Here is a 23,033-nt window from a genome sequence, read left to right on the forward strand (position 1 = left end):
TAACAAGTCAAATCACTCGGACGCAGCAAATCTGGGCCGGTGTTTGAAGCGTTAGGTTTTAATTGATTTTTAAGGTAAATATACGTGACAAAAGAAAAAGGTGATATGGAACGCATTGATAGTATGTTTAATAAGTCCGTTTGGTTGATTGGCATAATCTGGACAATTACATTAGGCGGTGGTGCGTTTGCATTTTCAACTTCGTTCTCATATCTGGATAATTTGATTACAAACTCTGAAAGTAAAATTGAGAAAATCACTAAGAATGCCACTGAGAAAATTGATGCTGCGGTCTTGGATACTTCCCAAAAAATCACTGAAGATTTAGCAAAAAAAATTGATGTCGTTCAGATTGCTGAAGATCTCAAAACCCAAAGAATACCAGCAATCGAAGCGGAACTTACGAAGACAATTGAAAACTTCAAGTTGAGCATCAATAACGATCTTAAAATAGTAAAAGATGACGTTAATCAAACTCGAACCGATGTGCAAATCTATAAGCAGTTACTGAGTGACTTGATTGAAGTTAAAGAGGTTTCTGAAGCGTTGGAAGTGAATGTATATGGGTTGGATATTGAACCGAACTTACCGCGTGTTGGAAACCCAGCTCAAATATTGGCACGCATAAACGCCCCTAAACTGAGTAAAAATCAAAGCTTAAAAACACTCATTACCGTTGACTTTTTAGGATATGAGTATAAGAAAGACCTAATTCTTACCAGTGGGGAGTTTGCCGATTTGTCTTTTCCTATTGTTGTTAACAAAACGATCAAGGATTCAGCTGTCGAAGTAGGGAGAGGCAAGTATGCTGTAAGTCTAAAAGTTACTGATATGTCGGGTACAGTTATACTTGTTAAAGACTCGGGTTTATTTGAACTATACGATTAACCTAACAAATAAGGATACGTGTCGCGCAGCCGACACTTCTATCCGGGTGTTGAACAAGCCCGGTCAGCCTTATTAAGCAAATTGTTCGATTGGCATTCGGTGGGGGTTGCGCCCGCGGGTTTCATCGATGATCGGCCGATTTGATCCAGACGAAGCGCGTTGAAGGACGGATGACAGCTGTGCAAATGGCAACGGCGTCATTGAGATCGTTTTTGGCACCCGTCCTGAAAGGTGCCACATACTTCGACGCCATGATCTTTGGCGTATGGCTGAGCTTCGCCAGTTATTGTGTCCTGTAACAAATATCTACTATCGATTTTAAAACTTAGATGTATTCACAGATCAGGGGAAAAATACATGGATGTATTTTTAGGTTGTCGGCGCCGGGAGCGCCTACAACCGCCCCGGCCAACATCAGAGAAACAAAGGCATTTCTGGTTACTGTTTGTGCCAGCAAAGAGTAACTGGCGCGCGTCAGACAATGATGAGAGAAGCACCGAACTCAAGCGCGACATATGATCAGCAAGAATCAAGGCTTTAATTCGGAAATGTCCAAAAACGATTTATCCGTTTGGAATCTCCATTATCCCAGAGACAAATTCACGGAAAAAATTCTAGGTTTGGCGCCCGGAGCACCCCAAGTACCTCAGCCAAGCCAAAGTAATCAAACTACTTCTGGGAATGTTCCTGCCCACAGTCGGGGCGTATTCACATGGTTTGAATTGGCTCGACTTCACACCACGCTTGAGCTTGAGAGTGCTCCCTAGCTCACGGCATACCCCCCGATCTGTTTAAAACAGATCCCGCCCCAAACAGAGTCACTCGGTTGCCGTAAAATCTCAACCAGCTCTGACGCAGAAACAGTTTGATTCAAATTGAAGAAGCCCCCGAATGGTTCGGGGGCTTTTTGCTGACTCTGTCTGTCCCGTCCTGAAATGGCATTCAATAAACTGACAATATGATTCCCGTCAGATATAACCCCACACCGTATGAAGTATGAGCCAGCAGGCTGCGTAATCTGGCGGTATTGGGCTGTGGCGTCTTTGACGCCGCGACGCCTGCTCCCATACCCGGTTGCATCAGGAAAAAAGGTGCAACGACAGTCAGCACACCCACAATTAACGCGGGCAGTAAGGTCGGAGAGGCCGCCCATTCCAGTCCCCAGCCCCACAGCAGCACGGCGGCGAAGCAAATACCTATCGCATAGTGTGCCGACCAGCCAAGCAGAGTTTCACCTGCGACGGGTTCAGCCTTACCAATATTGGCGTGGGAGAATTGCCCTTTAGGGAAGTGCCCGATCCAACGGCCAACCATGGCATAGTTCAAAGAAGGGATCTTAAAACAGACTTTCAGGAACAGTGCCCACAGGTCCATGACCAGGGTGGCGCCGATACCCAGAGCGATGGCGCTTAGTATGAAATCAGGTTCCATCTTGATTCTCTCCTTGTTGTTTATCGCAGGTTGTTGCGTGTTTACCTATAAAAATGTCAGCAAATGAGGCAACTGCGGTATCAATTCACTGATAATGCTATATAATTCAATAAATCGATTGAATGATGGGGCAGTTAATCTTCTATGTCAACAATAAACAATCAGTATCATATTTATTCTGAGTTGGCTGACCTCGCCCGGCCATTAGGAAACGCCCACCGGCTGATACTGCTGGAACATATCGCTCAAGGGGAGAAGCCCGTTGAAAAGTTGGCTGAACTTGCGGATCTGACCGTGGCAAACACCTCCCAGCACTTGCAGCAGCTCAAGCGAAATGGCTATGTTCAGACCCGCCGTGAAGGCAAGCATGTGTTCTATCGTCTTGCAGACGCGCCTGTTGTTGAACTCTTGATGGCATTGCGTCAGTTTGCCGAGTTCAATCATTCTGAGATCAGAAAGCTGGTGAAAGGCACTTTGCATCATCAGCAGGATGTGGAAGCCATTTCTCGGGAAGAGTTACTGGTCCGAATGCAGGAAAACAGTGTGACTTTACTGGATGTGCGTCCTGAAGAAGAATTCGAGCAAGGGCACTTGCCCGGCGCGATCAATATTCCCCTCGGCGAGCTGGAAGTACGGCTGTCAGAGCTGCCAAAAGAGCAGGAGATTGTCGCTTATTGCCGTGGCCCATATTGTTCGCTATCGATCACAGCGGTGAATGCGCTGAAAGAAAAAGGCTTATCTGCCCGCCGATTAAATGATGGCGTGCCAGAATGGAAAGCAGCCGGGCATAAAATCGACGCGCTCTGAGTAAAATCTAGATCAGCGTTTTTGCAAGCGTTTCACACAAATACGTATCAGTGTGAAACCTTTCTTTCTGGCTCTCGGATTAGACACTCTGAATATCTGTCTAACGTTGACACATAGGTGATTCGTATCCTATGCTAACCATCATTCAATAATTCAATTGAATGATATTATTAAATTCAAACAATGTTAGTTGGCTATTTACATAAGGATTCCGGGATGACTCTCGAGGAACAACAGGATGAACAGGTGACACTGGGTACTCAGCTGTCGCCTGCATCTAAACTTGCTTTCCCCCTGCTGGCTGTGGTGCAGGCGACACTGATTTTTACCATTGTGATGATTGGTATCCCTCTGCCGGATATTGGAAGAGAGTTCGGGCTGCAGGCTTCAGATCTGCTTCTGGTCAGCACGGCATATGGGCTGCCTTTCAGCGGATTGCTGTTGTTCGGTGGCCGGTTGACCGACAGATTTGGCGGATTGAAGTTATTCACACTGGGTCTGTGTGTGTTTGGTCTCGCTTCGGCGGTTGCGGCTTTTTCCACTCACTTTCACATGATGGTTGCGATGCGCTTTTTGCAGGGAGTGGGCGCTGCTTTGACAGCACCTGCCGCTGTGGCTGTGTTGCGCACACTGTTTCCGGACCCGGGCGCTTTCATGAGAGCCATGGCAACCTGGGGAGGCGTCTCCGTGCTGGGTGGTGGCGTGGGCTTTCTGGCTTCCGGTGTGGTCACGACCTGGGTTTCCTGGCGTTGGATGTTTGTTGTTCCTGTGATTATCGCCGTGATCGGATTAATGGCCGTGAAATGGGTCTTACCGAAAGATGAGCACGCCCAGGCGGCTGGACCTAAGATTGGGCTTGATCCTCTCGGTGCCTTGCTGGCCACATTGGGTATTTCTATTGGAAGCTATGGTCTGATCGCCAGTGGTGAACTGGGTTGGTCAACCCCTGCTGTTTTTGTTCCTGTACTGGTGGGCCTCTGCCTTGTCCTCCTGTTTATGGCTGTTGAACGGCGTGTCAGTGATCCGTTGCTGCCAAAAGGGTTTATCGGTGAGCCGAACCGTGTCGTGGGACTGGTGGGTATTCTTCTGGCTGCCGCCAGTATGGGGCTGGTCACTTTTCTGTTGTCCTTGTTCCTCCAGATTCAACAAGGCTGGACGCCGCTTGAAACGGCAGGTGCCTTTGTGCCCTACACCTTAACCTTACTGATCATGAATCAGGCGGCAAGTCGCATTGTCGGGTGGTTGGGGCCATTGAAAGTGACAATCGGTGGTTTGGTGGTTGGCGCTGTCGGGCTAAGTCTGCTGGCGGGTATTCATCAGGAAGTCACCTATGTCTCAGGACTCTTGCCGGGCATTGTTATTCTGACCTTGGGTACGTCCCTGATGTTTTCGGGATCCGCTGTGCTGTCTACCATGAATGTCCCTCAGCATCAGGCCGGTTTGGCAGGGGGCGTGATGAATACCTCCATGGAATTAGGTCCCACATTCGGGCTGGCTTCTTTGATGGCCATTACAGGCATCGCCTCTGATGTGGTCGGTGGGTATAGCCTGGCGTTTGCCACAGCCGCAGGTGTTTATGTGGCGGCAGCCTTGCTGGCCTGGTTGATCACCAGGCGTCGATATCAATCGACAGTGCAAACAGCGAGTGAGCAATCGGGCTAACTGTGATGTTGAGCAACAAAGTGCTTATAGAGCGACATCTTGAGTTGCTGTAAATATTGCCTTTGATCATATATGTCGCAGGTGCATACAAAACAATCAATTGATCACTTGACCTAATAATGTGTCGCCTTCTAGTTTGTAACCTATCTACTTGTTGCATAGTAACGGGTAGGTAGGTTTTTGCGTTTTAGATAATAACAATTTTATTAAATGCAAATGATTGAAAGACAAACTAAGGACACATGACCCATTATGAACTGTGATCAAGTTGGCAAACTAATCTTTAAAAAACAGATAGTTAAAATAAACGGCCGCCTGACGTTCGAGCACGGAGGAGAGGTGTTACACCAAACAGGCCAGGGCGATGCATCTCTTGATGCCCTGTATCGTGGGCAGTTACCTTTGCATCAGCCACTGGCTGAGCCAATGACGACTGTTTCTGAATCACACGAACAGCCATTAACAGACATTCAGTATGCGTATCTGATTGGGCGAAACACAGGTCTGGAACTCGGAGGATTATCCAGCAGTTACTACCTGGAGCTGGATGTCGACGCTCTGGATGAGGAGCGTTTCAAATATGCGGTGAATCAGATTATTGGCCGGCATGCCATGCTCAGGGCTGTGGCTGTTGCGGGCGGTAAGCAAAAAATTGTGCCGGCTTGCAGCTTGTATTGCATGAAATCAAAAGATATTCGTGCCTGGGAAGCTCCAGATCAAGACACGTATCTCACCACATTGCGCCAGAGCATGGAAAAGCAACAGCTGTCGCTAGACGAGGCGCCGTCATTTGAAATGCGAATCACCCGGTTAAAGGAGAACACATGGCGGCTGCACTGCCATTTTGATCTCATGTTTCTTGATGTGATCAGTGTAAGGTTAGTGCTGAAAGACATCTGGCGTGAATATCAGCTGCAGGGAGATACCACACCGGTGAAGTTACCGGATTTCCTGAATTATGTCGCCGCAGAGCGCATACTTCAGGGGGAGGCGCAGGGCCAGAACGACCAGCAATTCTGGCTTGAACGCATAAATCATCTTCCCCCAGCTCCTGAACTGCCACTCAAGATTTCCCCGCAACAAATTGAACACCCCAATATTCAACGCCTTTCCAGATTGTTACCTATGCAGACCTTAGCGTCATTAAAACAAGCGGCTGATAAGCATGGCCTGACAGCGGAAGCCTTAATGCTGGGGTGTTATACCGAGGTTATCCGTCAGTGGTCAAAACGCCAGGATTTCACCCTGACACTGACCCAAATGGGGCGCAGGCCTTACGAAGAGGCGATTGACCAAACGGTAGGAAATTTTCTCCAACCCCAACTGCTACCCGTATCTTGTGGCGCGGAAAGTACTTTTTCAGAGCGGATGCTAGACGTGCAAACCTCCCTTTATCAGGGAAAGTTACATGCGACTTTTAATGGTATTCAGGTGCTGCGCGAGCTGACCAGCCGCAAACAGGAAAATCGCGCGATCGCTATGCCTGTGGTGTTCAGTAATACATTGACGCCTGAGTTAGCGGAGTGGGTGCCCGACTGGCGGGGACCAGGCAGCAGGCAGGTGTATGCCAGCAATCAAACCCCGCAGATCTGGCTGGAAAACCAGATCACCCTCGAAGAGCAAGGTCTGGGGATTCATTTTAATTATGTGGATGGCTTATTCCCGGCCAATCTGGCACAAGACATGATGGACGCTTATCTGGACCTGCTGAACCAGGCGATTTCAGATGAAGCGCTCTCGGAACAAACCATCTGGCAGAAAACCGGCGCTGTGGTGAGCATACCTGAGTCAGACAGAGCAGAGCGGCATGCGGCGAATGATACTTTTGTCGATATCCGCCCCAGATTGCTGCATGACAGCTTGCTGGATGCGGCGAAAAATCGTCCGGATGCGGTTGCCATAGAGCAGGGAGACAGACGCCTCACTTATGGTGAACTGGTCGCAAAATCTACGCATCTTGCGGCGAAATTGCGGGAGTCTGCGCATATTGAAGCCGGAGATATCATCGCGGTGTCTTTGCCGCAAGGACCGGATTTGATCGTTGGTATTTTGGGGATTTTGCAGTCTGGCGGCGCCTATGTCTCAATAGATCCCGCGCTACCGCAGCAAAGGCGGTTGCAATTGCTGCACCGCTGTCAGGCCAAAGCGGTCGTGACCACCACAGAGATTTACACCAACCCTGAAGAATATCAGCCTTTTTTAAGAGTAGATCTGGATATCCTGCCGGATGAATTGCCTTTAGAGACGGTGTCACCCATTCAGTGCGCTGATGATCTGGCCTATGTGATTTTCACATCCGGATCAACCGGTGAGCCAAAAGGCGTCATGATCAGTCACAGCAATGCCGTCAATACCCTTGAGGACATCAATCGTCGCTTTCGGGTGACCGCCGACGATGCCGTCCTTTCTATTGCGCCGGCAGGGTTTGATTTATCGGTTTATGACTATTTCGGGGTCTTGGGTGCAGGCGGTCGTTTGGTGTTTTTGGCCGCAGACGCTCAAAACGATCCCAAAATCTGGTGTGAAACGCTGATTCATCACGACATTACAATCTGGAATAGCGTTCCGGCACCGGTCAAAGTCATGGTGGATCGGGCCAGTGATCTGCTCGCCAGCAGCAAATTGCGACTGATTTTAATGAGCGGCGACTGGATTCCGGTGGATTTGCCGGATGCGATCCGCAACGCACTGCCGGCTGCGCAGGTCATCAGTCTGGGCGGTGCAACGGAAGGCTCCATCTGGTCGATCTGCTATCCCATTGCGGATGTGGAGAAAGACTGGGTCAGCATTCCCTATGGCAAGCCCCTGGCGAACCAGCGCTTTCATGTACTCAACGAGTGGCTGGAAGACTGTCCTAAATGGGGGATCGGTGAGCTGTATATCGCAGGCGACGGGGTTGCTCAAGGCTACTGGGCCGATCCGGAGAAAACGGCGCAGCGATTTTTCACTCACCCGAAAACCGGTGAACGTTTGTATAAAACCGGGGACTTGGGTCGGTATATCCAAAATGGCTTGATAGAGATTCTGGGCCGGGAAGATAACCAGGTCAAAATCAATGGCTACCGGGTTGAACTGGGGGAAGTGGAATTTGCTTTGCTGAGTCTGCAAGCCGTCAACCATGTTGTGATTGATGCGCCGGTTCACCCTAAATCGGGACAGCGACAGCTGGTGGCTTATCTGGTGCTGCATGATAACGTTGATTGTGACCATGAAACCCTGAAACAGCGCTGCCGGGAGCAGGTACAAAGCACCTTGCCGCCCTATATGGTGCCCACTTACTTCGTTATTTTGCCTTACATGCCACTCACCGCAAACGGCAAGATCGATCGGAAAGCACTGCCGGCACCCTGGCCGGAAGAGCATACCCAGACAACAGAGACCAAACCGGTTTCTGCCACGGAAAGCCGGTTACTCAACCTCTGGCGGGAGCTGTTACAACACGATGATCTGGATGTGAATGCCGGGTTCTTTGATGTTGGCGGCGACTCGCTGATTGCTGTGGCACTGCTGAGCACACTGCGTGAAGAATTCAAGGTCACGGCGGTTCAGGAACAGGATCTGATCGAAGGTCTTTTCATGAACACCAGCATCCGTCAGTTTGCCCAGATCATTGAATCGATGAAACAACTGGATGGAGTCAGCCTGGGATGAGTGCGCTAGCCGAAGAACCACTGGCTCAGAGCCAGTTTGATTTCATCATTGTCGGTGGCGGGTCTGCGGGCTGCGTGCTTGCAGCCCGCCTGACGGAGGACAGTCACACACGGGTGTTGTTGCTCGAAGCCGGACCCGAGTCAGATGCCCACCTTGCTGACAGTCCGCTTGCTGATGCATCGCGTTTGGTGCTGGAAGGTTACAACTGGTCGTATCAAGCGCAATTAAAAGGCAGCCTTAGCCCGGCCGGTGACCTGGTTCGCCATCTGTCTGCTGATCAACAGAAGGAGACATTTCCACCTCCTTTCGACTACCGAGTGGGGAAAGTGCTGGGCGGATCATCCGCCGTGAATGGCGCCGTTGCACTGCGGACTTTTCCCCGTGACTTTGCGCGTTGGGCCGAGATGGGATGTCCGCAGTGGTCGTGGCAACACGTCCTGCCCTGGTATCGCCGTCTGGAAACCGATACGGATTTTCCGGGCGATGACTTACACGGCGATCAGGGACCTATGGTACTGCGTCGTCCTGACGCTGACAGCCTGCATCCGTTAGATAGGGCTTTTTCTGCCGCCTGCCAGAAGCAAGGGATTCCATATACCGAGGATCTGAATGCCGGTGAAGCACCCGGTGTCGGCCTGGTACCTTCCAATGTCAAACAGCACGCCCGGCGTTTGGATGCCTATCAGGCTTATCTGGCGCCGGTTCAGGACAGGCCGAACTTAACGGTACTGACAGATGTTCTTGTTTCTACCATCAGGTTCAGCGGGACGGCGGTATCGGGCATTGAAGCCATTTATCAGGGACGCTGCCATCGCTTTGAAGCCAGTGAAGTGGTGTTGGCGGCAGGCGCCATTGGCACTCCTGCTTTGTTACAGCGCTCCGGGATTGGTGATCCGGCACATCTGGATGCCCTGAATATTCCTGTGCGGGTTGACCGGCCAGCCGTTGGCCGCCATCTGCAGGATCATGCCTCACTGGTGATCTGGGCGCTTCCCAAAGCCGGTGTCTGTCGTCGCGGTCTGCCGTGGCGCCAGATTGCGGCCCGCATCTGCAGTGGTGCAGACGAGGAAACCGATGTCCAGATTGGCCTGCTCAACAATGTTGAGAGCCATACCGTCCCTAAATTCAGGCACAGGCTTGAATATCCCATGATCGTTGGCGCTTCTGCCATGCTGATGCAGCCTGCGGCGCGGGGTCAGGTTTTCATCACCAGCCGCGAGGCCGAAGTGCTGCCAGCCATACAGCTTCCCTTACGTGAAAACGAGCAGGACGTTCACCGCATGGTCGGGGCTGTACGGCAAATGTGGCGGGCATTGCATGACCCGGACGTTGCCTGCTTTCTGGATGGGATTCAGTTCTGGTCTGAGGCCATGATTAACAGCGATCGGGTGATGTTCAGCGCGGTCAAAAACATGCTCAACCCGGGCTGGCACGCATCCGGAACGGTCCGGATGGGACCAGAACACAACCCGGATTGCGCGGCAGATCAGAACGGCAGGGTGTACGGGGTCACCGGTCTGACCGTTGCCGATGCTTCACTGTTTCCTGTGATTCCCTCCATGCCCACCAATTTAACCACCATCATGGTGGCAGAGCGTATCGCGCACGCATTGAGAACCGGAGGTCTGAATGTCAGCGAATAAAAATCTGGTTGTGTATGCCTTCCCCCATGCCGGTGCCAGTGCCAATGTCTATCGCCCTTTCTGCCAGCTTCATCAGGAGAAGGGGACGGCACTTTTATATCCGGTTGAAATGCCCGGACGGGGCGCGCTGGGGCGTGAATCCGAGGTGACCTGCCTGCAGACGCTGGCTGAAAAACTGGCAGATACCCTCTATCGCGATTTTCAGCAAAAGCAGCAGCAGGGGATTCAGTGCTGGGCGACATTTGGTCACAGCTTCGGCGGTGTGCTCAGTGTGGCAGTCACAGACGTGATGCATAAAAAGTATGGACTCAAGCCGGTGTACAGCATGGTGTCGGGATCGGTGCCGCCCTGCGAGCAGGATATCGATGATTTGCACTTATGGTCGGATGAATCCCTGCTGCAAAAAATGCGTGAGGATCAGGGAACACCGAACACGGTGCTGAATGAACCGGCGCTTGCCAGGCGCTATGTGGCTCAGTTGCGCAGTGATTTTCTGGTGCGCAGCCAGTTTCCTTCACTCAAGGATCTGCGTGTTTCGCAGCCCCTGCTGCTGGTGGCTGCATCGGACGATCCGCATGTCACTGAGGCGCAGCTTCAGCAATGGCAGCGGCACACCTCGGATCGGACAAGCATGATTCGGGTGAATGGCGATCATTTTGCGGTTTACCGGCACTGGCCTGTGATCCAGCAGGCAATGGATAGCGAAGCCTCGTGCAGGCTTGCGGCAGAAAACAGTATGGACAGTTGGAGTGTGTTTCAGTGAGTACAACCACAGATGAGCTAAAGGAATTCCGGCTGTCTTGCCGGGAGTGTTTCGACCATTACGCGAAACCCCATCTTGAAAAATGGGAGGCGCAAGGCCTGGTTGACCGCGATTTCTGGCAGACCATGGGCGCGCATGGCTTGCTGGGGATGGGGGTCAGTCAGGAGCTGGGCGGACAAGATAAATCGGATTACCGCTATGCGCTGGCGCTCACGGAAGAAATGCTGGCCGTGGGGATGACAGCGCCAATCGTGATTTCCCATAACGATGTCATTGCCAGTTATCTCAACCAGTTTGCTTCTGAAGAGCAGAAACAGCGCTGGTTACCGGACTTGTGTAGTGGCCGGCGGATAGCTGCCATTGCCATTACAGAACCTGGGGGAGGATCAGATTCGGCCGGGATGAGCACGCAAGCGACAGCAGAGGGCGATCACTATGTGCTTAATGGCCGTAAAGCGTTTATCACCAATGGCGTGAATGCGGATCTGTTTATCGTCGCGGTGAAGACTGACGCCGGGCCACGGGGACAGGGAATCAGCCTGATGGTGGTAGAAAAAGGCATGGCCGGCTTTTCTCAGGGTGAAGCTCTGAAAAAACTGGGATGGCATGCCAGCGATACGGCGAATTTAACGTTTGATCACTGTGTTGTGCCCAAAAGTAACCTGCTTGGGCGGGAAAATCTTGGCAGCTATTACTTTATGACAGGGATGACACGCGAACGCTTAAGTATCAGTACCGTGGCGGTGGTGAGCGCTGAAATCATGATGGCACAGACCCTGGCTTACGTGAAACAGCGCAAGGCGTTTGGTCAGCCGATCGGTGCGTTTCAGTACAACCGCTTTTTGCTGGCGCAGTTAGATACCCAAATCAAAGTGACCCGCAGTTATCTCAATGATGCCATTGAGCGCTTTAATACCGGCTCACTCAGCCTGGAAGATGCGGCCCGGCTGAAATGGTGGGCAACAGAAGTGCAGAACAAGGTGGCGGATGAGTGTCTGCAACTGCATGGCGGCAGTGCTTATATGAGCGACTCGTCGATCGGCAAATTGTGGGTCAACAGCCGGGTTCAGAAAATTTATGGCGGCACCAGTGAAATCATGCTGGAAGTCGTCAGTAAATCCATGGGGCTTTAGAGAGGAAATGATGGATATCGTCAAAAACAAAACGGAAACATCCAACCGCGTCTGGCGTGTTGAATCCGCGAATCTGGCGGAGTGGCAAGCGGTGATTGCCTGGGCAAAAGATGAAGGCTGGGACATGGGCATTGGTGATGCGAATGCCTTTTTTGAGGTTGATGATCAGGGCTTCTTTATCGGTTATTTGGGTAAAGAGCCTGTCGCTGCGATGTCAGTCGTCAATTACTCGTCCAGCTTTAGTTTCCTCGGGCACTATTTGGTTTCCCCGGCCTACCGTGGGCAAGGCTATGGTCTGAAGGTATGTCAAACTGCGTTTTACCACGGTGGGGACCGTTGTATGGGACTGGATGGCATGCCAGCCCAGGTTGATAACTATGCTAAATGGGGGTTTGCAGGGGGCCGGAATAATCTGCGCATGGTGGGCCAGGTCCAGCAGGATTACCACTGCCCCGATAATATTGCATTGGTACAGGCTGCAGATATCGACGATCTTATCGCATACGATCAAAGCTGTACGGGTACCGACCGCAGTGCCTTACTGAAACACTGGTTCATCGGGGAAAAACGTTACGGCTTCATTTGCCGAACCGGTCAGGAAGTGACGGGTATTATCGGCGTTCGTCAGTCGCAAGACGGTTACCGGCTTGGTCCGTTGTTCGCCAACTCTCCCGATCTGGTGGAATCTCTGTTCGTCGCGGCATTATCCGTTGTGCCACAGGGGAAAAAAGTCACCTTGGATGTCCCTGAAAAGGCAGATCGCACTTTGATCAATCTGGTCGAAACCCATGGATTTGAATCCATCTTCCATACCCTTCGCATGTATCGCGGCGAACCACCGAAAGAGCAAGAGCACAAGGTTTGGTGCATTGCGTCCTTGGAGCTTGGCTAATCATGAGTGAAAACACGATGACAGAAACGATGACAGAAACCATGGCTGAGAACGTTGAGAAAGCTGAAAAAGGTCAAGCGATGAGTTCATCAACACCCACATTGCTGGAGTGGATGGGAGGACGCGACGCGATCCGCCATTTGCTGCAAGTGTTTTACGCCAAAGTCGAAAAAGATGACTTACTTCAGCCTCTATTTCAGCATATGCCGCCAGATCACCATGTCCATGTGGCGATGTGGTTTGAAGAAGTTTTTGGTGGTGAACCTCTGTACACCAGTGACAGAGGCGGATTCAAAAATATGATCCGTAAGCACAGGGGACGTTCAATTCAGGCGGAGCAGCGAGATCGCTGGGTGTCTTTGATGATGCAAAGTGCCGATGAAATTGAGTTACCTAGTGACCCGGAATTTCGCTCAGCGTTTACGGCCTACATAGAGTGGGGGTCACGCAGGGCCATGGCCAATTCACAACCGGGCGCCAAGCCTTCCAAACGGGATACCGTGCCCAGATGGGGATGGGGAGAAGCGCCTCCGGGGACACTTTAGGGGACAGACTATGTTGGTGGCTGTCAGCGATTTGCATGTTTCTCATCCGGAAAACCGACGTGCAGTTGAGGCAATGTGTGCGAATGACCGCGGGGATTGGCTGATTCTTGGCGGTGATGTGGCCGATGATCTGAGCGATTTCGAGTGGGTCATCCGAACCGTGGCTGCACAGTTTTACCGGGTCATCTGGGTGCCCGGGAATCATGAGCTCTGGTGCACGCCCAAAGAGCCCATGGCACTGCCGGGTGAGATGCGATATCGCCAGCTGATCGAGATTTGCCACCAATATGGCGTTCTGACACCGGAGGATGACTATCCCGTTTATACCGCTGAAAACGGGCAATCATTTTTGATTGCCCCGATTTTCACCCTGTATGACTACTCGTTTCGTCATCCTTGTGATTTCACGTCGCAACAGGCTCTAGAGAGAGCAAGACGGGCCGGTGCGGTGTGCTCAGACGAGTTTTTTCTTAAAACGTATCCCTATCCGGATATCCGAAGCTGGTGTAATGAACGGGTTCAGTACACAGAAGCCCGGCTGAATGCCGTCTCAGCACAGCTTCCGATGATATTGATTAACCATTTTCCTATGCTGCAGACCCTGACTGAATCAGTGCAACCGCAGGAGTTTTCAATCTGGTGTGGTACACGGCAGGTTGAGACCTGGTTAAGCCGTTTTCCGGTTTGTCTGGTTGTGTACGGACACCTTCATCGGCATGGGCACAGTGTGTTAGACGGAATACCGCACGTTGAAGTGTCTTTGGGTTACCCGAAAGACAGGCAAGGCCGCGATGCGCACCGCATGCTGACGGTGCTCGACACGCTTTTGATGTAGCGCTCCGGCTCCGGCTGTATCGGCTGGTTCATGGATCTGTGCCAGGGAAAATTTGGTGACTTAATAAGGAAATTCAATATGGAAAAGGTTCTACAGCAACAAACCGTTAAACCAAAGATACTGATCGGTGCATCAGGTTCTGTGGATATCATGCTGCTGCCAAAATACTTACAGGCAATAAAAGGGGGGATCGACTGTGAGCTGACCGTCCTGATGACGCCGACAGCAGAGACGTTCATCCCGGCATCCAGTATGGCACTGTATTGTGATCGGGTGATTGCGGGTGAGCAGCCCAGGGACTGGCCGACGGATAAGCCGTCCCGGATTGTCGCCGATCACGATGTGTTGTTTGTGATGCCGGCGACAGCAAATACGCTCGCGACTGCAGCACAGGGCGGTGCGACCAATCGGCTCACGACTGTGATCCTGGCTGCGGATTTTCCCGTGTGCTTTTTGCCTGTGATGGGCGCTGTGATGTGGAAAAAGCCAGCGGTGCAGCGTAATGTTCAGCAACTGCGTGAAGATGGTTATGACGTCGTTGAGCCAGTCTGGCACGAGAATTTTGATGCGTCGCTCAATCGTATGGTTGGCCATCCTTCGTTACCGGCACCTGAAGTGGTCATTGACCTGCTCCAGGCCGCGCTGAAAAAATAACAGGGAGCAAACTGTGCGGACAAAGGCAGCGAACACGCTCAGTGTTACCACTGGTTTGCTGCCTTCATGCTTCTTTGATGATCAGATCGACCGGCCGGGTGTGCTGAAATGCTTCTGCCTGCCGGCGAATCCAATCGCTGAATAACCTGACCTTTTCACGTTTAAAATAACCTTCCGGCGCACACAGGAAATAACTGTAATCGGGCCGGACTGCAATGTTACCAATCCGTACCAGCGTGCCATCTTCGACAAATCGGTGAGCCAGGCTGTGCCGCGCCAGCGCGACGCCTTGCACTGCCAATGCCCCTTCAAGCACATAACTGGCACCATCATAAACCAATGAGGTGGAACCGCCCTGAACGCCAACAATCGACATCCAGCGTTCCCAGTCCATATCCGGCAAAAGGTCACCAATCAGATGAGCGCCCTGTAAGTCCTCAAGGGTAAAAATCCGGTGATCTTTCTGATAAATCGGATGGCAGACGGGGTAGAGCACGTCATCCATCAACCACTGGCTGGTGACATTCGGATAGCAACCTGCACCGTAACGGATACAGAGATCTAACGAAGACTGTTCAAAATCTGCCAGTTCATTTTTCGATTCGATCAACACAGAGATGTCAGGGTGCTCAGAGCGAAATGCTGTCATGCGGGGCACCAGCCAATGGACAGAAAAAGAGGGCAGGGTTGACAGGGATAAACGCTGGGGTTCCGGATCATTGTGAATCAGCCAAACGCCATTCTGAATGTGTTTGAAACCTTTCTGACTGTGCTCAAACAGCGTCTGTCCTTCCGGGGTCAGCACCACTTGCCGGTGCTGACGATAAAACAAGGGCGTACCCAGCCAGTCTTCCAATAACCGGATCTGCTGGCTGATGGCAGCTGCAGTGACATGCAGGTGCCCGGCTGCGGTTTTAAAACTGCCGTAATGTGCCGCCTGATAAAAATAATACAAACCCTGCAGCGGTGGCATGCGGTGTCGGGGTTCATTGGGTAATGACATTAGTTTTCCTTAACTGACTGTCAGGATCTATCGTTTGAGCGTTTGACCGCAGTGGTCAATGATTAGCCCATGAATTTCAGATGATAGGTTGATGAAATGCGTATGACAACGGCCAGCCCTAAATTACCGACGGTGAATGAAGTGATCAGAACAGTTAAGTTCGTCTTTTCTGAATACAGACAATGGCGCCTACGGAAACGCAGCGAACGGTGCCTGAACGATCTGCCTGACTATCTTCAGGATGACATTGGCTTTGATCGTGAGCACCACAATCAGAGATAAATGATTGTTCTTGCGTATTGCACCGGTATAAAAAACCCGACGATGACGTCGGGTTTCGTATTTTCAGAAGGTCTGACTTACGCCAGCAGCTCTTTCGCGGTGCTGACCACATTTTCAGTGGTGAAGCCGAACAGCTTGAACAGCTCGCCGGCCGGTGCAGATTCACCGAAGCTGGTCATGCCGATGATGCGGCCGTCAAAACCTACGTACTTGTACCAGAAATCGGCGATACCGGCTTCGATGGCGATACGTGCAGTTACATCAGATGGCAGCACAGACTCACGGTATGCCGCGTCTTGCTTGTCGAAGGCATCGGTCGATGGCATAGACACCACACGCACCTGCTTGCCTTCGGCGCTCAGCTCGGCCGCTGCATTCACCGCCAGCTCTACTTCTGAGCCGGTGGCAATCAGGATCAGCTCTGGCTTGCCGGCGCAGTCTTTCAGGATGTAGCCACCCTTGGCGATATCTGCAACCTGCTGTTCGTTACGTTCTTGCTGAGCCAGGTTCTGACGCGAGAAGATCAGCGCGGTTGGCGCATCTTTACGCTCGATGGCCAGTTTCCAGGCCACTGCAGATTCAACCTGGTCACACGGACGCCAGGTGCTCATGTTCGGGGTCAGACGCAGAGACGCCATTTGCTCAACTGGCTGGTGCGTTGGACCATCTTCACCCAGACCGATCGAGTCATGGGTGTAAACCTGGATGTTCTGCACTTTCATCAGCGCAGCCATACGCATGGCGTTCCGGGCATATTCCATGAACATCAGGAAGGTGGCGCCGTAAGGGACGAAACCGCCGTGCAGGGCGATACCGTTGATGATGGCCGTCATGCCGAATTCACGTACACCGTAGTGGATGTAGTTACCGGATGCGTCATCCGCGGTCAGTGATTTCGAACCAGACCACATGGTCAGGTTCGAAGGTGCCAGGTCTGCAGAGCCGCCCATGAATTCAGGCAGGATCTTGCCGAAAGCTTCCAGTGCGTTCTGAGAGGCTTTACGGGAAGCGATGTTCGCCGGGTTGGCCTGCAGATCAGCGATGATCTGGCTGGTGGCGGCTTCCCACTGGGCCGGCAGTTCACCGTTCACACGGCGTTTGAACTCTGCGGCCAGTTCCGGATGTGCAGCTTCATACGCGGCCAGTTTTTCATTCCAGGCGACTTCTTTGGCTGCGCCCGCTTCTTTGGCATCCCACTGCGCGTAAACGTCGGCAGGAATTTCAAACGGACCGTGCTGCCAGCCCAGGAATTCACGGGCGGCGGCGATTTCGTCGTGACCCAGCGGGGCACCGTGACAGTCGTGCGAACCGGCTTTGTTCGGTGAACCGAAACCAATGATGGTTTTGGTACAAATCAGGGTTGGACGAGGATCGGCTTTCGCCGCTTCAATCGCCGCGTTGATGGCGGCCGCATCGTGGCCGTCAACCGCAGGAATGACATGCCAGCCGTAGGCTTCAAAACGCTTTGGCGTGTCGTCAGAGAACCAGCCTTCCACGTGACCGTCAATCGAGATGCCGTTGTCATCCCAGAAGGCGATCAGTTTGCCCAGACCCAGGGTACCGGCCAGAGAGCAGGCTTCGTGCGAAATCCCTTCCATCAGGCAGCCGTCGCCCAGGAACGTATAGGTGTAGTGGTCCACGATGTCGTGGCCGTCACGGTTAAACTGTGCAGCCAGCGATTTTTCAGCAATCGCCATACCCACTGCATTGGTGATGCCCTGGCCCAGCGGGCCTGTGGTGGTTTCGATGCCCGGCGCGTAGCCGTACTCCGGGTGGCCCGGGGTTTTGGAGTGCAGCTGACGGAAGTTTTTCAGATCGTCAATCGCCAGCTCGTAGCCAGATCAGATGCAGCAGGGAGTAAATCAGCATCGAGCCGTGGCCGTTAGACAGCACGAAGCGGTCGCGGTCAGCCCAGTTCGGGTTTTGCGGGTTGTGGTTCAGGTGGTCACGCCACAACACTTCTGCGATGTCTGCCATCCCCATCGGGGCGCCCGGGTGGCCGGAGTTGGCCTGTTGTACACCGTCCATGCTCAGGGCACGGATAGCATTCGCTAATACTTTACGATCCATAATTAATTCTTCTTACTCAATACAGGTTGGTCATAAAACGAGTGAGAGCAGCGTTGTGCTGCTCTCAAATTGAAACGGGATTACAGACGCGCTTCGATCATGGTTTCCAGCTTACCCTGGTCGATCGCGAAGTTACGGATCCCTTCCGCCAGCTTCTCAATCGCCATTGGATCCTGGTTGTGATCCCACAGGAACTCTGCGTGCGTCATCGGCGCCGGACGCTCTTCAGACGCCACGTCAGCAGAGAGTTTCTGAACCACGTCGCCTTGTGCTTCAGACAGCTCCTGCAGCAGCTGCGGGCTGATGGTCAGGCGGTCACAGCCGGCCAGCTCCAGGATTTCACCGGTGTTACGGAAGCTTGCGCCCATCACAACCGTGTTGTAGCCCAGGGCTTTGTAGTAGTTGTAGATAGCAGTGACTGACAGCACGCCCGGATCTTCAGCAGCGTCGAAGTCGCGGCCTTCTTTGGCTTTGTACCAGTCCATGATGCGGCCGACGAACGGCGAGATCAGGAACACACCGGCTTCAGCACAGGCGCGGGCCTGGGCGAACGAGAACAGCAGAGTCAGGTTACAGTTGATGCCTTCTTTTTCCAGCACTTCTGCAGCGCGGATCCCTTCCCAGGTCGATGCCAGTTTGATCAGGATACGGTCGTTGCTGATGCCAGCATCGTTGTACATTTTGATCAGCTTGCGAGCTTTGGCCACGCTGGCTTCGGTGTCGTATGACAGGCGTGCATCCACTTCAGTGGAGATGCGGCCCGGTACCACATTGAGGATTTCTTTACCGATGTTGACCGCCAGCTTGTCGCCGGCGTCTTCGATTTGCTGTGCTTTATCGCTGCTTTGCGCTTTGGCATAAGCAATCGCATCGTCGATGAGCGGTGCGTACTGTTCAATCTCTGCGGCTTTCAGGATCAGGGAAGGGTTGGTGGTGGCATCTTGCGGTTGGTATTTCTTAATCGCTTCGATGTCGCCGGTATCGGCAACAACAGTAGTGAGTGCGCGCAGCTGTTCCAGTTTGGTGCTCATCTCAGTAAAACCTTTTTGATATGTGGTAAGAAATGACGTTCTTGCTCTGTTGCGGTTCATTACGCATGAACGAATGTAATGTACCTGAGCAAATGAAGTGTTCATATTTGAGCTTTTTGCCACAAATGTCAAACCCTACGTTGCAGTTGATCATAGAGAAATGTGCCTGATTCGTGACAGCGTCTGACAAGGTGAACGCTGAACAATGTGCTGAATTCAACACGCTTGAGCGGTAATGATAGAGAGGATAAAGTAAAAGTTGCTATTTATCAGCAAGATGGCGAGGTGTAGTTCAGGTTGACGTCTTTTCAGCGCTGAAAGAAGACGAGAAGAACGCGCTGGCTGTCTCAGTGCATCAGGCAAAAGGTGAACAAAAATAGTATGAGTGTAATTTTGTTCACCCTGCAGAGCGTATCAGCAACGACTGGCATAACTGATCTGCTGCCTGCTGTGCTTATGAATCTGACATGTTCAGTAATGCCATCGCACAACTTGCGCTGGTCGCCAGCACATCAATCACGCCCGTTCTTAACGCCCCCAGAATCGCCAGTGCCTTTCGGCTTTCACTGGCCATTGCAATCACATTCGGGATACGGCGCAAATCAGACATCTCCAGACCGACAACCCGGCCCCGCATCAGCGTTCCTGCTTGCTGTCCATCCAGACGGAAGAAGTCAAAGCCACCAATATCGCCGACAATGCCATCATTGAGTCTGGCTTCGACAAACTCTTTTGCCGTAAAACATCCCAACTTCACCATATGACTGTTTTCGTCCATGTCACCAATACCAACTAAGGCGAACTCCGCTTTTCGGGCCTGATTCAGGGTTTCACTGACATTGGGATGGGTGATGAACACCTGCTGAGTGACTTCGCTGTCGACATAGGCGGGTGCATAGAGTGTTTCGCTGGTGCCACCAAATTTTTTGGCCAGCCGACGGCAGATATGATCCGCATTAATGGTATCGCCGCTGCGGTGGGTTCCGCCGATGGCACACACAAATCTCGCATTGCGATGGGAAACAATACCGGGATGATCGGCGACAGCCGCAACATTCTGTCCCTGACCGACCGCGACAACGACATCGTCTCTAAGATAACCGTCCAGATAGGCCGATACCAGCGTCGAGACTTGCATTCGCTGCTCTTGTGCACTGGGCTGATCCAGAGCAATCAAGGCACGTTTCAGGTTAAACCTGTCCATCAAGCGCTGCTCAAGCTGGGCACTGTGGATCGGGTGGAACTTGACGGTAATTTCCACGATCCCTTCTTCGCGCGCTTTTCTGAGCAACCGGCTGACTTTAGGACGGCTGATCCCAAATTTTTTCGAGATTTCTTCCTGCGTGGCACTTTGCTGGTAATACAAAATGGCAATTTCAGTGAGCAGGTCTGTATCTTCGAGCTGATGGTCAAAAGAAGCGGTCGGCGGTGAAGTGGTCATAGCGGTGTTCCGTACACAGATGAGGAATCAGTGTAATGGATTCAAAAGCGCTTAACAAATGTTAGCCGTCATGCACTTTGTGCCGCATTCTGATTGCCGCACTGATTTGCCTGTCTCTTCTGTATCAGCATGGCGGAAGGCGGATCAATGCCGGTTGAGGTGATAAAAAAGGTCTGACATCAATGCCAGACCTTTTGAATCATGGAGCCACCGCTTGGGCGGTGGAGATTCTCTCTTTTCGGTTTACAGCAGCTCTTTCGCGGTGCTGACCACGTTTTCAGTGGTGAAGCCGAACAGCTTGAACAGCTCGCCAGCCGGTGCAGATTCACCGAAGCTGGTCATGCCGATGATGCGGCCGTCAAAACCAACGTACTTGTACCAGAAATCGGCGATACCGGCTTCGATGGCGATACGGGCAGTTACATCAGATGGCAGCACAGACTCACGGTAAGCCGCGTCTTGCTTGTCGAAGGCATCGGTCGATGGCATAGACACCACACGCACCTGCTTGCCTTCTGCGCTCAGCTCGGCCGCTGCGTTCACCGCCAGCTCTACTTCAGAGCCGGTGGCAATCAGGATCAGCTCAGGCTTGCCCGCGCAGTCTTTCAGGATGTAACCACCCTTGGCGATATCTGCAACCTGCTGTTCGTTACGTTCTTGCTGAGCCAGGTTCTGACGCGAGAAGATCAGCGCGGTTGGCGCATCTTTACGCTCGATGGCCAGTTTCCAGGCCACTGCAGATTCAACCTGGTCACACGGACGCCAGGTGCTCATGTTCGGGGTCAGACGCAGAGACGCCATTTGCTCAACTGGCTGGTGCGTTGGACCATCTTCACCCAGACCGATCGAGTCATGGGTATAAACCTGGATGTTCTGCACTTTCATCAGCGCAGCCATACGCATGGCGTTCCGGGCATATTCCATGAACATCAGGAAGGTGGCGCCGTAAGGGACGAAACCGCCGTGCAGGGCGATACCGTTGATGATGGCCGTCATACCGAACTCACGCACACCGTAGTGGATGTAGTTACCGGATGCGTCATCCGCGGTCAGTGATTTCGAGCCAGACCACATGGTCAGGTTCGAAGGTGCCAGGTCTGCAGAGCCGCCCATGAATTCAGGCAGGATTTTGCCGAATGCTTCCAGCGCATTCTGAGAGGCTTTACGGGAAGCGATGTTGGCCGGGTTGGCCTGCAGATCAGCAATGATCTGGCTGGTGGCTGCTTCCCACTGGGCCGGCAGTTCACCGTTCACACGGCGTTTGAACTCGGCAGCCAGTTCCGGATGTGCAGCTTCATACGCGGCCAGTTTTTCATTCCAGGCGGCTTCTTTGGCGGCGCCCGCTTCTTTGGCATCCCACTGCGCGTAAACGTCGGCAGGAATTTCGAACGGACCGTGCTGCCAGCCCAGGAATTCACGGGCGGCGGCGATTTCGTCGTGACCCAGCGGGGCACCGTGGCAGTCGTGCGAACCGGCTTTATTCGGCGAACCGAAACCAATGATGGTTTTGGTACAAATCAGGGTTGGACGAGGATCGGCTTTCGCCGCTTCAATCGCTGCGTTGATGGCGGCCGCATCGTGGCCGTCAACCGCAGGGATCACATGCCAGCCGTAGGCTTCAAAACGCTTTGGTGTGTCATCAGAGAACCAGCCTTCCACGTGACCGTCGATGGAGATGCCGTTGTCATCCCAGAAGGCGATCAGTTTACCCAGACCCAGAGTACCGGCCAGAGAGCAGGCTTCGTGCGAAATCCCTTCCATCAGGCAGCCGTCGCCCAGGAACGTATAGGTGTAGTGGTCCACGATGTCGTGGCCGTCACGGTTAAACTGTGCAGCCAGCGATTTTTCAGCAATCGCCATACCCACCGCATTGGTGATGCCCTGACCCAGCGGGCCTGTGGTGGTTTCGATGCCCGGCGCGTAGCCGTACTCCGGGTGGCCCGGGGTTTTGGAGTGCAGCTGACGGAAGTTTTTCAGATCGTCAATCGCCAGCTCGTAGCCGCTCAGATGCAGCAGGGAGTAAATCAGCATCGAGCCGTGGCCGTTAGACAGCACGAAGCGGTCGCGGTCAGCCCAGTTCGGGTTTTGCGGGTTGTGGTTCAGGTGGTCACGCCACAACACTTCTGCGATGTCTGCCATCCCCATCGGGGCGCCCGGGTGGCCGGAGTTGGCCTGTTGTACACCGTCCATGCTCAGGGCACGGATAGCATTCGCTAATACTTTACGATCCATAATTAATTCTTCTTACTCAATACAGGTTGGTCATAAAACGAGTGAGAGCAGCGTTGTGCTGCTCTCAAAT

General features: G+C 52.6%; 17 protein-coding genes and 2 pseudogenes. 12 read left to right on the top strand and 7 right to left on the bottom strand.

The genetic code is table 11. The features are described from left to right. Positions 1-84 precede the first annotated feature (84 nt). On the top strand, positions 85-888 hold the full coding sequence (locus tag P4S53_RS06030; RefSeq protein WP_337111867.1) for a hypothetical protein: 804 nt from the start codon (positions 85-87) through the stop codon (positions 886-888). A gap of 124 nt (positions 889-1,012) precedes the next feature. On the opposite strand, the pseudogene P4S53_RS06035 reads toward P4S53_RS06030, so the two are convergent. Together P4S53_RS06035 and P4S53_RS06040 are read right to left on the bottom strand one after the other, a co-directional pair. Continuing rightward, a pseudogene (locus P4S53_RS06035) lies at positions 1,013-1,171 on the bottom strand (IS110 family transposase); the annotation flags it as partial. A gap of 659 nt (positions 1,172-1,830) precedes the next feature. After that, complete coding sequence (locus P4S53_RS06040) at positions 1,831-2,319, bottom strand: DUF2938 domain-containing protein (protein ID WP_337111869.1); 489 nt, start codon at positions 2,317-2,319, stop codon at positions 1,831-1,833. 144 nt (positions 2,320-2,463) lie between these two features. Here P4S53_RS06040 and P4S53_RS06045 point away from each other — a divergent pair, with 144 nt between their 5' ends. From P4S53_RS06045 to P4S53_RS06090, 10 genes are all read left to right on the top strand, one after another. After that, the gene (locus tag P4S53_RS06045) at positions 2,464-3,126 is read left to right on the top strand and encodes an ArsR/SmtB family transcription factor (RefSeq protein ID WP_337111870.1); all 663 of its coding nucleotides are present in this window, start codon (positions 2,464-2,466) and stop codon (positions 3,124-3,126) included. Between the two features lie 216 nt (positions 3,127-3,342). After that, positions 3,343-4,788, top strand: a complete 1,446-nt coding sequence (locus P4S53_RS06050; RefSeq protein ID WP_337111871.1) for an MFS transporter — start codon at positions 3,343-3,345, stop codon at positions 4,786-4,788. A 339-nt stretch (positions 4,789-5,127) separates the two neighbouring features. Beyond that, positions 5,128-8,439, top strand: coding sequence for a non-ribosomal peptide synthetase (locus P4S53_RS06055; RefSeq protein ID WP_337111872.1), 3,312 nt, complete (start codon positions 5,128-5,130; stop codon positions 8,437-8,439). After that, the gene (locus tag P4S53_RS06060; protein WP_337111873.1) at positions 8,436-10,082 is read left to right on the top strand and encodes a GMC family oxidoreductase; all 1,647 of its coding nucleotides are present in this window, start codon (positions 8,436-8,438) and stop codon (positions 10,080-10,082) included. The genes P4S53_RS06055 and P4S53_RS06060 overlap by 4 nt, the downstream gene beginning before the upstream one ends. Next, on the top strand, positions 10,069-10,845 hold the full coding sequence (locus P4S53_RS06065) for a thioesterase II family protein (protein WP_337111874.1): 777 nt from the start codon (positions 10,069-10,071) through the stop codon (positions 10,843-10,845). Before P4S53_RS06060 ends, P4S53_RS06065 begins: the two co-directional genes overlap by 14 nt. Further along, the gene (locus tag P4S53_RS06070; protein ID WP_337111875.1) at positions 10,842-11,978 is read left to right on the top strand and encodes an acyl-CoA dehydrogenase family protein; all 1,137 of its coding nucleotides are present in this window, start codon (positions 10,842-10,844) and stop codon (positions 11,976-11,978) included. Before P4S53_RS06065 ends, P4S53_RS06070 begins: the two co-directional genes overlap by 4 nt. A 10-nt stretch (positions 11,979-11,988) precedes the next feature. Beyond that, positions 11,989-12,870 (top strand): GNAT family N-acetyltransferase, encoded by an 882-nt coding sequence (locus tag P4S53_RS06075; protein WP_337111876.1) that lies wholly within the window; start codon positions 11,989-11,991, stop codon positions 12,868-12,870. Positions 12,871-12,872: 2 nt separating this feature from the next. After that, positions 12,873-13,415, top strand: a complete 543-nt coding sequence (locus P4S53_RS06080) for a group II truncated hemoglobin (RefSeq protein ID WP_337111877.1) — start codon at positions 12,873-12,875, stop codon at positions 13,413-13,415. 10 nt (positions 13,416-13,425) lie between these two features. Continuing rightward, positions 13,426-14,250 carry a metallophosphoesterase family protein gene (locus tag P4S53_RS06085; RefSeq protein ID WP_337111878.1) on the top strand — a complete coding sequence of 275 codons (825 nt, stop codon included), beginning with the start codon at positions 13,426-13,428 and terminating at the stop codon, positions 14,248-14,250. Between the two features lie 78 nt (positions 14,251-14,328). Continuing rightward, positions 14,329-14,904, top strand: a complete 576-nt coding sequence (locus tag P4S53_RS06090) for a flavoprotein (RefSeq protein WP_337111879.1) — start codon at positions 14,329-14,331, stop codon at positions 14,902-14,904. 64 nt (positions 14,905-14,968) lie between these two features. On the opposite strand, the gene P4S53_RS06095 is transcribed toward P4S53_RS06090, so the two are convergent. Further along, positions 14,969-15,907, bottom strand: coding sequence for a LysR substrate-binding domain-containing protein (locus P4S53_RS06095; RefSeq protein ID WP_337111880.1), 939 nt, complete (start codon positions 15,905-15,907; stop codon positions 14,969-14,971). 96 nt (positions 15,908-16,003) lie between these two features. Between P4S53_RS06095 and P4S53_RS06100 the strand changes: the two genes are divergently transcribed. After that, a complete protein-coding gene (locus P4S53_RS06100; RefSeq protein ID WP_337111881.1) occupies positions 16,004-16,189 on the top strand; it encodes a hypothetical protein in 186 nt (61 codons plus the stop codon). Positions 16,190-16,266: 77 nt separating this feature from the next. On the opposite strand, the pseudogene tkt (P4S53_RS06105) reads toward P4S53_RS06100, so the two are convergent. The 4 genes and pseudogenes from tkt (P4S53_RS06105) to tkt (P4S53_RS06120) all read right to left on the bottom strand — a co-directional run bounded on the left by tkt (P4S53_RS06105) (position 16,267) and on the right by tkt (P4S53_RS06120) (position 22,963). Continuing rightward, positions 16,267-18,259: pseudogene (gene tkt, locus P4S53_RS06105) on the bottom strand (transketolase). Positions 18,260-18,339: 80 nt separating this feature from the next. Further along, positions 18,340-19,290, bottom strand: a complete 951-nt coding sequence (gene tal, locus P4S53_RS06110; RefSeq protein ID WP_337111882.1) for a transaldolase — start codon at positions 19,288-19,290, stop codon at positions 18,340-18,342. Positions 19,291-19,744: 454 nt separating this feature from the next. Beyond that, positions 19,745-20,731: a sugar-binding transcriptional regulator gene (locus P4S53_RS06115; protein WP_120512759.1), complete on the bottom strand. Its 987-nt coding sequence runs from the start codon at positions 20,729-20,731 to the stop codon at positions 19,745-19,747. A gap of 243 nt (positions 20,732-20,974) precedes the next feature. Beyond that, positions 20,975-22,963 (bottom strand): transketolase, encoded by a 1,989-nt coding sequence (gene tkt, locus P4S53_RS06120; protein ID WP_337111883.1) that lies wholly within the window; start codon positions 22,961-22,963, stop codon positions 20,975-20,977. Between the last annotated feature and the right edge of the window lie 70 nt (positions 22,964-23,033).

The organism is Photobacterium sp. Hal280 (assembly GCF_037162255.1).
Lineage (GTDB): Bacteria > Pseudomonadota > Gammaproteobacteria > Enterobacterales > Vibrionaceae > Photobacterium.

Bases quoted from the DNA above. Each gene is read 5' to 3' on its own strand.
- P4S53_RS06040 (WP_337111869.1), bottom strand. From the start codon at position 2,319: ATGGAACCTGATTTCATACTAAGCGCCATCGCTCTGGGTATCGGCGCC.
- P4S53_RS06045 (WP_337111870.1), top strand. From the start codon at position 2,464: ATGTCAACAATAAACAATCAGTATCATATTTATTCTGAGTTGGCTGAC.
- P4S53_RS06050 (WP_337111871.1), top strand. From the start codon at position 3,343: ATGACTCTCGAGGAACAACAGGATGAACAGGTGACACTGGGTACTCAG.
- P4S53_RS06060 (WP_337111873.1), top strand. From the start codon at position 8,436: ATGAGTGCGCTAGCCGAAGAACCACTGGCTCAGAGCCAGTTTGATTTC.
- P4S53_RS06065 (WP_337111874.1), top strand. From the start codon at position 10,069: ATGTCAGCGAATAAAAATCTGGTTGTGTATGCCTTCCCCCATGCCGGT.
- P4S53_RS06075 (WP_337111876.1), top strand. From the start codon at position 11,989: ATGGATATCGTCAAAAACAAAACGGAAACATCCAACCGCGTCTGGCGT.
- P4S53_RS06080 (WP_337111877.1), top strand. From the start codon at position 12,873: ATGAGTGAAAACACGATGACAGAAACGATGACAGAAACCATGGCTGAG.
- P4S53_RS06085 (WP_337111878.1), top strand. From the start codon at position 13,426: ATGTTGGTGGCTGTCAGCGATTTGCATGTTTCTCATCCGGAAAACCGA.
- P4S53_RS06090 (WP_337111879.1), top strand. From the start codon at position 14,329: ATGGAAAAGGTTCTACAGCAACAAACCGTTAAACCAAAGATACTGATC.
- P4S53_RS06095 (WP_337111880.1), bottom strand. From the start codon at position 15,907: ATGTCATTACCCAATGAACCCCGACACCGCATGCCACCGCTGCAGGGT.
- P4S53_RS06100 (WP_337111881.1), top strand. From the start codon at position 16,004: ATGCGTATGACAACGGCCAGCCCTAAATTACCGACGGTGAATGAAGTG.
- tal (WP_337111882.1), bottom strand. From the start codon at position 19,290: ATGAGCACCAAACTGGAACAGCTGCGCGCACTCACTACTGTTGTTGCC.
- P4S53_RS06115 (WP_120512759.1), bottom strand. From the start codon at position 20,731: ATGACCACTTCACCGCCGACCGCTTCTTTTGACCATCAGCTCGAAGAT.
- tkt (WP_337111883.1), bottom strand. From the start codon at position 22,963: ATGGATCGTAAAGTATTAGCGAATGCTATCCGTGCCCTGAGCATGGAC.